This window comes from Commensalibacter communis, assembly GCF_947179105.1.
Lineage (GTDB): Bacteria > Pseudomonadota > Alphaproteobacteria > Acetobacterales > Acetobacteraceae > Commensalibacter > Commensalibacter communis.
On sequence record NZ_CAMXCK010000003.1, the window covers coordinates 46,213 to 59,345 of the forward strand.

At 37.6% G+C, this 13,133-nt stretch carries 9 protein-coding genes; 7 read left to right on the forward strand and 2 right to left on the reverse strand.

Going from position 1 to position 13,133, the window contains the following annotated elements:
- Positions 1-186 precede the first annotated feature (186 nt).
- The 3 genes from PQG52_RS06865 (at position 187) to folB (ending at position 3,865) form a co-directional block, all read left to right on the forward strand.
- Entirely contained in the window at positions 187-2,460 is a 2,274-nt protein-coding gene (locus PQG52_RS06865) for a Hint domain-containing protein (protein ID WP_271828683.1), read from the forward strand.
- Positions 2,461-2,635: 175 nt separating this feature from the next.
- Positions 2,636-3,442 (forward strand): SDR family oxidoreductase, encoded by an 807-nt coding sequence (locus tag PQG52_RS06870; protein WP_271828685.1) that lies wholly within the window; start codon positions 2,636-2,638, stop codon positions 3,440-3,442.
- Positions 3,443-3,454: 12 nt separating this feature from the next.
- Positions 3,455-3,865: a dihydroneopterin aldolase gene (folB, locus tag PQG52_RS06875; protein WP_271828686.1), complete on the forward strand. Its 411-nt coding sequence runs from the start codon at positions 3,455-3,457 to the stop codon at positions 3,863-3,865.
- 324 nt (positions 3,866-4,189) lie between these two features.
- Here folB and PQG52_RS06880 read toward each other — a convergent pair whose 3' ends face one another.
- Complete coding sequence (locus tag PQG52_RS06880) at positions 4,190-4,513, reverse strand: FYDLN acid domain-containing protein (protein WP_271828687.1); 324 nt, start codon at positions 4,511-4,513, stop codon at positions 4,190-4,192.
- Between the two features lie 158 nt (positions 4,514-4,671).
- Here PQG52_RS06880 and aroA point away from each other — a divergent pair, with 158 nt between their 5' ends.
- Positions 4,672-6,015, forward strand: coding sequence for a 3-phosphoshikimate 1-carboxyvinyltransferase (gene aroA / locus PQG52_RS06885; protein WP_271828689.1), 1,344 nt, complete (start codon positions 4,672-4,674; stop codon positions 6,013-6,015).
- Positions 6,012-6,644 carry a (d)CMP kinase gene (gene cmk, locus PQG52_RS06890; protein ID WP_271828690.1) on the forward strand — a complete coding sequence of 211 codons (633 nt, stop codon included), beginning with the start codon at positions 6,012-6,014 and terminating at the stop codon, positions 6,642-6,644. Before aroA ends, cmk begins: the two co-directional genes overlap by 4 nt.
- Positions 6,645-6,747: 103 nt before the next feature.
- Here cmk and PQG52_RS06895 read toward each other — a convergent pair whose 3' ends face one another.
- A complete protein-coding gene (locus PQG52_RS06895; protein WP_271828691.1) occupies positions 6,748-7,518 on the reverse strand; it encodes a tetratricopeptide repeat protein in 771 nt (256 codons plus the stop codon).
- 297 nt (positions 7,519-7,815) lie between these two features.
- Between PQG52_RS06895 and rpsA the strand changes: the two genes are divergently transcribed.
- A complete protein-coding gene (rpsA, locus tag PQG52_RS06900) occupies positions 7,816-9,540 on the forward strand; it encodes a 30S ribosomal protein S1 (protein WP_271828692.1) in 1,725 nt (574 codons plus the stop codon).
- Between the two features lie 225 nt (positions 9,541-9,765).
- The gene (locus PQG52_RS06905) at positions 9,766-13,128 is read left to right on the forward strand and encodes a glycosyltransferase (RefSeq protein WP_271828693.1); all 3,363 of its coding nucleotides are present in this window, start codon (positions 9,766-9,768) and stop codon (positions 13,126-13,128) included.
- The last annotated feature ends 5 nt before the right edge of the window (positions 13,129-13,133 follow it).

Here is a 13,133-nt window from a genome sequence, read left to right on the forward strand (position 1 = left end):
TATTAATTTTTATTAATCTTTTTAATGGTTTATTAACGATTACTGTTACATAAATCACATAAATTTGAAAATTAAGTATAAAATATACATAATTTATTGAAATCTAAAATTATACTTACATATCAGTTATTAGCTTTAAATTTTATTCGATATCAAAACGAATATTAAAAATAAAGGTAATGCTAGATGTCAAATAATATCAATAAAGACACCAATTTTAGTAATGTAACCATCACAAATGAGTATCCTTGTTTAATTGGGGGGACATGGACAGCCCAATTAAAGGATGGTAAAACGGTGTATGTCAGTTCGGATGGTTCACAAACCATAGAAGGACCTGTAAATTTAGTTGGTGCTAACTTGACAATAACATCTGGTGCAGTTGTCGACTATGCTGTAATTGTTGGAAATTCAAGTAATTCATCACCTAAAATAACGGTTCAATCTGGCGGTACGATTGAAAATTCTGATATATTTAATGGGGCTATTACCGTTGCTAACGGGGGAACGTCTTCTTCCAATAACTACGTGGGCGAAGCAATAACATTTAACTCTGGATCGGCATCTTTAAATGATACATTCTATAATCCAGGGAATGCAGGAACTTCGAGTGGTACATTAAATTTACCGCAGCTCCCTGCAGGAACGTCCACAAGTTTTACGACTTCTAGTAAAAATGGAAGCATTAGAACTGCAGCAAATGTTAAAGTTTTAAATTTTAGCGCTCCTAATCTTACTGCAAATAATGCCAATGCTTCAAAAACGGGAACGTTATCATTTCGTGTTAATCATAGCTCTGAATATGGCTCAGAAAATATTTCACAAGAGCCACATGCTGACTATAGTAATAATCAATTTACATTAACGAATGATTATCCTTCTTATGTTGGGGGAACTTGGACAGCAAGCCTTGTTGATGGTAAAACAGTTTATTCCAATGGAACATTGAATAATATTGAAGGCCCAATTAATTTAATCAATATTAGAGGGATGACAATTAATAGCGGTGCAGTGGTAGATGGTATTACGATGACTGGCACAACTACTCCTACTATTTATAATAATGGAACAATACAAAATTCTTTCGTGGCGAATGGTTATTTGCAGAATGGTTCTAATACGACGACGGGCATTTCTCGAAATAATACATATATTTCTCAAATAACTTACATTTATAATGGTAGTGTAACTGAAAATGATTATTTCTATGAACCAGGTAGTTCTTATGGGAAATATAATTTAACCAATACGCCCAGTGGTACGCCAGCAACCTTTCATCTGGGCGATGGTAAAGGCAATATATATTTATATCAAGGTGCAAGCTTTCAGGATAGCTATGTTGGAACAGGAACCGGTGCTATAATTGATGTGTATCAATATAATGGTGCTGCCGTTTCAAACCATTCAAATAGTGATGTTTGTTTCTTAGGGGGGACATTAATTGATACACCAAATGGTGCAGTTGCTGTTGAAAACTTACAAATTGGTGACAAGGTTGTTTCATACAGTATGGACGGTGTAAAAAATAGTCTTATCACATGGGTAGGTCATAAAAAAGTTATCGTTCGTAAGCAACTATCTGAAGATCAGGCTGGTTATCCAGTTAGGATTTTAAAAGATGCAATTTCGGATGGCGTTTCCTTTAAAGATCTTTTGATTACTGCCGAACATTGCTTATTTTTAAACGATCAGTTTATTCCTGCACGTATGCTAGTCAATAATAGTTCAATTTTTTATGATGTTTCTTTTACTGAATATACTTATTACCATATTGAAACGGAAGATCACTCTGTCATTACGGCTGATGGGATGCAAACGGAAAGTTATTTGGATACTGGTAATAGATCCAGTTTCCGAGACAACAGTAACGTTATTCCTCTTTATCCCAAAGCCAAACAATGGAATATCGATTCAGCATATCCATTGGTTGTTACCCGTGAAATTGTCGAGCCAATTTATCAGCAACTCGTAGGACGTGCAGCATCCCTTGGTTTACAATCTAAATCTATTGAGCTTCCTGTCACGCAAGATGCGGGATTGCATCTTGTGACTAATAATGGTGAAGTTATTCATAAAGCACATGAATCAAAAGGTCGTTTTTCTTTTGTTATTCCCGGGAACACATCAAGTGTTCGATTGGTCTCAAGAACGAGTAAGCCCAGCCACATTATTGGACCATTTGTAGATGATCGTCGTCATTTAGGAGTCTTGGTAGGAAATATAACATTATTAACGAATAGCACAATATATCCTATTGAAGATCATATAGAATATCCACGTTTGCAAGGATGGGATGTGAAAGAGCAGGGGCCACATCGCTGGACAAATGGTAACGCGGTATTAAACCTAGCTAATCATGGCGGTGAAGAATCTTCTGTAATTGTTATTCATGTTCTTGCAGGGGGTCCCTATATTGCCCAAGATCATGAAATGTCAGAAAAGATAGCCATTAACCAGTGAAACCATTGTTAATGTTAATTGTTCTAAAGAAATAATAAAATACGAATAATTAATATTCATCTATCCAAGTCAATCATTATCATTTTTGAAATAATAAATTAAAAATTTTAGATGGTTAATTATAAAAATATACGTATACTGATAACACTTCTTATTATTCAAACTGAGGTTAAGAATGGGTGGTGGTTTATTGTTAAACGATTTTTTTATGGTTCCGACCACAATTCCAAGAGTCGCGTTAATTACGGGTGCAACTATTCGTCTAGGTCGCGAGATTGCTTTAACACTAGCCAAAGTTGGCTTTGATATTGCAGTTCATGCACGTACTCGTACGCCTCAGGCTGATCAAGTTCTAACAGAAATCAGAGCCTTGGGGCGTTCTGCTGTTTTATTGACCGCAGAGCTGTCCAATCCTGAAGAAGTGACCTCATTAGTAGAACAAGCAACTCAACAGCTAGGGCGTATTGGCGTATTGGTTAATAATGCCAGCGTTTTTGACCGCGATGAGTGGGACAGTGTAACGCTTGAGACATGGCAACAACATCAAAATCCTAATCTGTGGGCGCCTTTTCAACTTATTCAAGATTTCGCCAAAGCGCTGCCAACGGGTGCCGAAGGGTGCGTGATTAATATGTTAGATCAACGTGTTTGGTCTTTAACGCCTCATTTTGTAAGTTATACGGTTTCCAAAGCAGCGTTGTGGACCTTGACGCAAACCATGGCCTTGGCGTTGGCGCCAAAATCGATACGTGTGAATGCGATTGGTCCTGGTCCAGCCATGGCGCATAAACTTCAAAGCGATGAACAATTCGATCGTCAATGTAAATCGACACCTTTGGGACAAGGAACGACTTCACAAGAAGTCGCAAGAGCGGTATTAGGGTTACTTTGTTTACCATCTGTTACTGGGCAAATGTTGGCCTTGGATGGTGGACAGCATTTACAATGGTCCCCTGCAGTGGGGACATATAATGATGAGTAATAGAATTTAAAAATGAGCTTTTTCCCTGCATGGTCGAATAGACCACCGTTAAGACGTATTTTTATCAAGAATTTGATTTTACAAGCCCGAATTGGCGTTTACGATTTTGAACAAGAAACAACCCAACGGTTGCAAATAAATATTTCTGTGGGGGTTATCGAGGATAAAGGAATTGGTATCGATGATCTTGCTCGGACAGTATCTTATGAAGATATCACCAATCAAGTTAAGACAATTGTTAGCCATACCCATTTTCATTTAGTTGAGACTTTGGCAGAAACAATTATTGAAACGATTTTAGAAGATAAACGTATCCATGTGGCGCGTGTCACGCTTGAAAAGCTAGATATCATTTCTGAGGCTCAAGGGGTTGGAGTGGAAATTGAGCGTTGGAATGTTGAAATGGTCTCATCAGCAATTTAGTGAACTTATTTTAATCAGACATAGATTAAATATTTCATTTTAGAATAATATAAGCCGATGGAATAACATCGAGCTTTATTGCAGTGAATTGAGAATTCATAACACATGACGTTTTTCTGTACAAATCTTAAATTAATTATATTTTGCGATTTTTCCGTTCTCTATCAACGTGTTATTTCTTTTAATTGCAACGTTACAAAATAATCAGATGATCTGTGTAATAAGATTACAATAGATGGAGCGGAAAACAATTAACAATTGTGCGTGATAAAAAAAGGCTTTGAAATTTCAAAGCCTCATAAAAAAATATTTTTTTTAAATCGATTAAGAATCGTCGTCTCTGCCATCATCTTTGATGACTTCAATTTCAGATCCAATGGTGTCTACATCGTCTTCTAGATCAGAAGTATCCTCGATCACATCATCGACATCGGTGCCATCTGTATCTAAATCATCCGCATCGATTACAGTATCCAGGTCTTTGTCATTTAGTGCATCGTTATCATCTTCGGGTGGGCGACCACGAGGTAACTCGACCGGTTGTTCTGTGCTGCATTTAGGACATACAGGTGGCATTTTGTTAAGGTCATAAAAACGAGTTCCACATGAACAACATACTCGTTTAATACCCAACTCTAATTTAACCATTGATTTATTCTACCTCTAACCAATAAAATATACATAGGCGACATGCCAGTTTATAGGGTTTATGTCAAACTTTAAAATGACAATTTCAATATTTCTGATAAAAGTTTTATGACCCGTAGTGAATTATTTAGCAATAATTTATTTTAGAAAGTAAAGATATGACCAATTCTTCTGTAATAAAACCGCTTACTGTTTCTTTTTTGCAAACATCGTTAAAAGGGAAAATGAATGTCCCAGGCGATAAATCCATCAGCCATCGCGCATTGATGTTTGCAGCCCTCGCAACAGGGGAAAGTCATATCACGGGTCTGTTAGAGGGCGAGGATGTGATGCAAACAGCTGCAGCCATGCAAGCGCTGGGTGCCCAACCCAAACGAATTGCTGAAGGAGAATGGCATGTTGTTGGCAAAGGTATTGGTCAATTAACAGAACCAGAAAATGTGTTGGATATGGGCAATTCTGGGACTTCGGCGCGATTGCTTAGTGGCATTTTGGCGAGTCACGGTTTTTTAAGTATCATGACGGGCGATGGCAGCCTGCGTAAAAGACCGATGAAGCGTGTGACGGTTCCTTTGTCAGAAACGGGCGCACAATTTGCAACGCGTGAAGGTGGTAAATTGCCGATGGCAATAATAGGAACCGCGAATGCAAAGCCCGTGACCTATCGTTTGCCCGTTGCTTCTGCGCAAGTGAAATCGTCTATTTTATTGGCAGGATTGAATGCTCATGGTGTGACATGTGTCGAGGAACCCGTTGCAACACGCGATCATACAGAAAATATGCTACGTCATTTCGGGGTAGAGGTTTACGTTAAAGACTTGCCAGAAGGTGGCAAAAAAATAAGTCTTAAAGGACCAGTAACCTTACAAGGCAAAGATATTAACGTTCCAGGAGATCCTTCCTCTGCAACGTTTATGTTGGTTGCGGCGGCGATGATTAAAGGATCAGAGGTTTGCATTGAAAATGTAGGGTTAAACCCATTGCGCACAGGTGCTTTTGACGTATTAAAATGGATGGGTGCAGATTTGCAAATACTGAATGAACGGGTTGAAGGCGGAGAGCCTGTTGGTGATTTGATGATTAAAGCAGGCGCTTTAAAAGCAGTTGACGTTCCAGCAGCGCATGCGCCTTCTATGATTGATGAGTATCCAATTTTATCTATTGCTGCTGCTTATGCAACGGGTGTGACGCGTTTCAGAGGATTGGAAGAATTAAGAGTCAAAGAAAGCGATCGTTTTACCAGTATTGTCGAGATGCTGCGTAGCAATGGTGTGCAAGTCGATGTTGAAGGTGATGATCTTATCATTCATGGCACGGCAGGCAATATTTCTGGGGGTGGAGAGGTAGAAACACATATGGATCATCGTTTGGCGATGAGTGCTTCTATTTTGGGATTGGTTGCTCAAAAGGGCGTAAAAGTTGATGATGTAACTTTTATTCGTACCAGCTTTCCAAATTATTTCCCATTAATGAATGCGTTGGGGGCAAAGTTCGATCTATGAGTAAAAATCTAATTATCGCGATTGATGGCTATTCAGGTGTAGGTAAGGGAACCTTAGCCAAAGCATTGGCTGATAAATTATCTCTGCCTTATTTGGACACTGGGTTATTATATCGCGCTGTTGGCAGAAAAATGCTTGATGTAGGTCTGTCTGTTGATAGTGATGGCGTAGTCCAAATTGCAGAAGAGTTAACTCAAAAAGACTGGCTGCGCGATGATTTGCGCACGCCTGAAATTGACAAAGTTGCCAGCCAAGTCGCTGCTCAGCCAAAGGTGAGGGCTGCATTGCTTGATATGCAACGTCATTTTGCCACACAACAAGGCGTGGTAATGGATGGGCGTGATATTGGGACGGTAATTTTTCCGAATGCTGATGTGAAACTATTTGTAACGGCTTCAGCCAAAGTCCGCGCAGAACGTCGTTGGTTGCAATATACAACAAACCCAAACGATCCTGCCAAAGCAGAACAGATTAAACAAATTGAACTTGAATTAATGCAACGTGACGAAGCAGATGCCTCGCGTGCAGTTGCGCCATTACGCCCAGCCGAAGATGCACATATTATTGATACGGATCATTTAAGTGCGAATGAGGTTCTTGTAAAGGCTTTAGGTATTATACGACGGTAAAGTTGGTTAAAAGTTAAATTGTAGGGTTCAGAAGATTATTTTCGTTTTCTAAACCTTACAATTTATAAAAACAAATAGACTTTTGTTTAATAGCATCATCATTTTAATGCGTATTTTTAAAAATAGGTTCTGGTGGATCATATTCACTAACTGTATCTGTAAAGACAAGCCAGTTGCGCCACTGGTTGTGGATACGATATTCCATAAGCTCTAATGCCCTTGCATTAGCTACAACACCTCTCATGGAACCTTTTTCATTGTAGCTATATGTAGCACTTGATGCTTCTTGAATAAGTTTTTTCCAAGATTTATTTTCTTGTTCAAATGAGGCTAAGGTTTCTTTTGATAGTTTAGGGTCATTATCATATTGACGTTGAATATGTGATTTGATTGTAATTATATACTTGTTTGTTACAACATCTAATTGCTTTGTCATTGTATGTACACAATCTGCCATATCTTGCATGGTATGTTGAGAATTATTGGGACAGCTTAGTTCATATATTTCTTGATTATTACTGACGGTGCTTTTAGGAATGTCTTTTAGTTGTTTGGCATCTATGTTTCCTTGATTTGCAGCTTTGGTCAAATATTCTGCCGATTTTTTATAGTTGAAGAGAACGCCATCTCCATTAAAATACATCATTCCAAGATTAAACTGAGCGTTTGCATCGCCTTGGTCGGCTGCTTTAGTGAAATACTCAGCGGCTTTAATATAGTTTATATGGACGCCTTGTCCTTTGAGATAGTTTTCTCCAAGAGTATTATATTCTTTAGCTGTTTTATTGGGTAATGATGACTCATCAGCTAGTAATTTTGGAGAGATACAAATATTGATGATATAGAGTAAGATTGTATATTTAAAGAGCTTCATTTTTAACCGTGCTGATTGTTTTAATATATTGTTTATTTTAAGAAATATTAGGAAGAAAAAACATCACAATTTTTTTTATTTTTTTATAAGAAATGATTGAATTGCCTATATAATTCCTATATGGTTGCGCTTAATATTTTTAGAATATTATTTTTTTCAATAATTTGTTTTTTGAGGTTGCTCGAAAAAAAGTCGTATATTTATTTTATATTGATAAAATAAAGGCGCGCAAATATTAAAGTCTATATAAACAAGGGTTTATTTCCTTGGAATGATGACTAGGATTACAGGTAGCACATGGCTGAAGCCACACAAAATCACCAAGACCATTTTGCTGGTGAAGATTTCGCAACCCTTCTTGAAGAAAGCTTAGGTCAAGATATTGGGTTCGAAGGTTCCGTTGTAACAGGAAGAATCGTCCGTTTAACCGATGATTATGCAATTGTCGACGTTGGTTTAAAAAGTGAAGGACGTGTTCCTTTAAAAGAATTCGCACCAGTTGGTGCAAAGCCAGAAATTAAGCCTGGCGATATGGTTGAATTATATATTGAACGTTACGAAGACCGTGACGGTTTAATTCTACTTTCACGCGAAAAAGCGCGTCGTGAAGAAGCTTGGTCTGCTCTTGAAAAAGCATTCGAAAGCAATCAACGTATTAACGGAACAATTTTTGGTCGTGTTAAAGGTGGTTTCACTGTTGATTTAGGTGGGGCAATGGCGTTCTTACCTGGATCTCAAGTTGATATTCGTCCAGTACGCGATATTAACCCTATGATTGGTGTTGCTCAGCCTTTCCAAATCTTGAAAATGGATCGTGCTCGTGGAAATATCGTTGTTTCTCGTCGTGCAGTTCTTGAAGAAACACGTGCAGAGCAACGCAGCGAATTAATTCAAGGTCTTGCAGAAGGCATGATCCTTGACGGTGTTGTTAAAAACATTACCGATTACGGTGCATTCGTTGATCTTGGTGGGGTTGATGGTCTGTTGCATGTAACCGACATTGCTTGGAAACGTGTTAACCATCCTTCAGAAGCATTGCAAATCGGTCAACCTGTTCGTGTTCAAGTGATCCGCTTTAACTCTGAAACACATCGTATTTCATTGGGTATGAAACAACTTGAAGCTGATCCTTGGGAAAATGTTGCAAGCAAATATCCTTCTGGTTCACGCTTTACAGGTCGCGTTACCAACATCACCGATTACGGTGCATTTGTTGAGTTAGAAGCTGGCGTTGAAGGTCTTGTTCACATTTCTGAAATGTCATGGACAAAGAAAAACGTACATCCTGGTAAAATCGTTTCTACTTCTCAAGAAGTTGACGTGGTCGTATTGGATGTTGACAGCTCAAAACGTCGTATTTCATTGGGCTTGAAACAAGTTCAACCTAATCCTTGGGAACAATTTGCTGAAACGCATAAAGTTGGTTCTGAAATCGAAGGCGAAATCCGTAATATTACAGAATTCGGTTTATTCATTGGCTTATCTGCAGATATCGATGGTATGGTTCACATGTCAGACCTATCTTGGGATGAAGCTGGCGAAGCAGCAATGGCCAATTATAAAAAAGGCGATGTTGTAAAAGCTAAAGTTCTTGATGTTGACGTTGAAAAAGAACGTATTTCATTAGGAATTAAACAACTTCAAGCTGATCCTGCTGCTGATGCACTAGCAAGTGTTACCAAAGGTAGTGTTGTGACTTGCGTTGTTACAGGCATTCAAGCAAATGGTGTTGACGTCAGTGTGAATGATGTTCTTGTTGGTTTTATCCGCCGCACAGAACTTTCTCGTGATAAAGCTGAACAACGTCCAGAACGTTTCTCTGTTGGTGAACGTATCGATGCAAAAATCGTTACTGTTGACAAAGCAGCTCGTCGTTTGACATTGACCATCAAAGGTCGCGAAGTCGAAGAAGACAAGCAAGCAATCTCTGATTACGGTTCTGCAGATAGCGGAGCATCTTTGGGAGATATTCTTGGTGCAGCTATTCGTCGTCGTAATGAAAATGACACGGATGTAGAGTAGTATTTATTTAATAAATAAATAAATTAAAAGCTAAGTGTATAATAGGCACTTAGCTTTTTTTTTAAATAAAATTAATTAAACTGTTAAGTCGATTTAATAGTGAGTAGCTATTGACTATTTTATTTATCGAGATATCTATTTGTTTATTAATAATTGAGCGCATAACTTATATTGGTTCAATAGCCGTTACATTTTAAAATATCAACTGGGTGATAAAGATTAATCATGGCCGTTATTTACAATACAAACTATACACACAATTCAAATTCTTATTTGACGCTTGCAGTTGCGCGGGCAGCAAAAGAGCTTTGGGGAGATGAAAATGTTGTTGTCGCTGATAATATGAATTTATTATCAATCGCAGCTACGCACGAACATGAGGTTTTAATTTGTATTGATGGTCAGCGTACTGATTTCGAATTAATCAAACGTTTAAGACCTTGTTTCAAAACAATGATATTTTGGGCATTTGAAGACCCATTTATGTTGGATTTTAATGTTCACGTAACGTCTAACTTTGACTATGTATTTACTAATGATCCAAGTTGTATTGATTCATATCAAGTTGAGGCTTATTATTTGCCACTTGCTGGCAGCAAATCAATTCACTATAGAGACATTAAGAACACGCAAGATCTTGATTACGATATTTTCTTTGCCGGAACGATGTGGCCAAATCGTGTAGAGGTTTTACGTCGTTTGTTAATCGCTTTTCCAGAAGCGCGTTTTAAATTAATATGTCCAGGTAACGAGTATTTACCTCCTTTGCCCAAAGATTTAATTAAACGTATTATACCAAGACCCGTCAGTATTGAATCTTTTATTGATTTTGCAAATGCGAGCCAAGTAACATTAACGATGTTCCGCAATTATGCAAGTCATGGTGATGTCGGTCAGGCAACAGCGCCTGGGCCTAGATTATATGAATTAGGTCTGGCAGGAACTGCACAAGTTGTAGAGTTGCCCTCCGAGATGGATGAGAAATACCTAAAGGAATTAAACGGTGTTTCAATTGCACGGAATACAGATGAAGTTATCGAAACGATTGCCAATATTTTAAATGAGAAAGAATTAAGAAAAAAACTGGCGACAGAGACACAAAAAGCCGTTTTAGATAAACATTTATATAAAGATCGTTTAAAAGAAATTGCTAATATTACTCAAGCAGATTTCAAAAAGAAACAACAACAAGAAATATTACTTGAAAAACCTCGTCGCCAAGCAAAGTTACGTGTTTTATTTGTTACTCATTCCACAGTTCATGAGCATGTCTGGGGTGGTATCGAAGTTTATCAACAAATCTTATCAACCAGCTTAGTCAAAGATGTTGAATTTTTTTATTGGTTACGTCGACGCGGTGCCTGTTACTTGACCGATGCGAATGGTAAAGAGATTGAACGCTTTGATATGCCTGATGTTGGCTGGCTAGATTCAATGAATGATGCTGGTGAAGAAACCGCATTTTCAAGTGTTATCAATCAATATGGTTTTGATGTAGTTCATATCCAACATTTAGGTCATCATACTTTATCCTTACCCATTATTGCAAAAGCATGTGGGGTTGGGGTTATTTTCTCTTATCATGATTTTTTGGCAGTCTGTTCTCATTATAATTTATTAAATTACGAACAACGTTATTGCGAGATTGATAAAAAGAATATTGGTGCCTGCGATATTTGTTTGAAAACTTCTGAGAAATTAGAATTTGGTGTACAACAGACCAGACGCGCCTTTGTATCCAAGATTATGAAGAATGTTGATGTTTGCTTGTATGGAACAAAACATTCTTATGAATTGGCCTTGAAGATTTATCCTGTATTAGAAACTAAGAAAAACTATGTTATGGGTATTCCTTCACCTGATACAACCATCCCGTTAAAACAGAAGAAATATGAACCTTTAAATGGTCGAAAGCTTAAAGTTGCGACTGTTGGGAATTTTATCCGCTCAAAGGGTGCTGATACAATTTTGTCAATCTTACAATCAGCTAATCCTGATCTTTATGAGTTTCATATATTTGGTTATATGCAACCAGATTATGAAAATGTTCTCAGAGAAATGAAGAAGGATAATGTGATACTACATGGATCCTATGGGTTGGGTGAGGTTGCAGCACTACAAGTTGCGGATGTAGCAATGACCTTGTCTATATGGCCTGAAACTTATTGTATTTCTCTATCTGAAGCATGGCAAAACGGATTAATTCCGATTGTTACCGATGTTGGTGCATTGGGGGATCGTGTAAAAGACGGAGTTAATGGGTTTAAGGTTGAGATTGGTGCGGTGAATACTGTGATTGATCGTCTAGAGCTTATCCGATCAGACGAGATGCTACGCAAACAAATAATGGAAAATATTACCCCAGAATTGTGGGTAACTGCCGCTGATTATGCAAAAGAATTATTAAAGGTTTATGAGGATGTTATTCCTTATGATAAGCTGGGGATCAGCAATTTGAAATGGGATATTGGTCGCCTACATTATTTGCCACATGCATCATGGAAAGATCAAGCGCCACCTCGCCATATTTTTGATCCACCAACAGGCAATGATTTGCATGTTGAATTACCACAAATTGTTGATGATTGGGCGGTGGTTCAAGGGGCAAATTATTATTTGGATGACATTTGTTATCATATACTGAACATCGATGATAACAAAAAATTCAAGCCTGCACATGAGTTCCATATCCGTGGTTGGTTTATTTCCCCTGGATTATCAAATGCGGGGTCGTTATATACAGTTTTGATTCACGCGGATAGCGATTTGACGATCTTCTTAGAATGTCAACGTGAAAATCGTGCGGATGTTGCGGAAAGTTTTACAAATGCACCTATTCGTAACGGTTTTTCTGGGCAAGCTGCCTTAAGAGGAAAATGGTGTGAAGGTCGTTTCAGAATTGGTTTAATTAATATTGTTAACGGTTCTGCTGCGTTTCAGCTGACAACAAATGAAATAGAAGTGGAAGAGGGGCAAGTTAAGAAGATTGATACTATTTCTCATAGTAACCAAGTTATTTTGGATGATTTCAATCGTATTATTGAAAAAGATGGTTTAATTCGTGGAATCAAGTTGGATACATTTATTGAGAAAAATATTCTTGCTCAACGTTTTGGCGAGTTGGAATATTGTATCGAACATTTTACTGGATTTATTCAAGATGATGAAGGTGAAAATGCTGTTGCAACAGTAGATAAAAGCACCTTAAAAATTGCTGGATGGGCCTTTAATCGTACTAATCTGATGGCTGGTCGGATGTATATTGTATTTATAAATGATCAATCAGAAGATTGCTTTATTGTAGGCACATCAAGATCTATGCGTCATGAAACCTCTGACATCTTTCAATCAGCACCTTTGAATAATGGTTTTGTGGCTAATATTCGTTTGAAGCAAGGATGTTTTAAGCAGTTTAATGGGCATTATCATGTGTATCTAGTCAATATTGTGCATAATGAATATCAAATTGCCAATACAAATATTCTTGTTAACATTGTGAATAATGCTGTTGAGGACGTCGCAGACAGTGTTTTGACTGAGGATATTATGAATAAAAACGTTCAAATAATTAATAAAAAATTCAAATAGTTTAT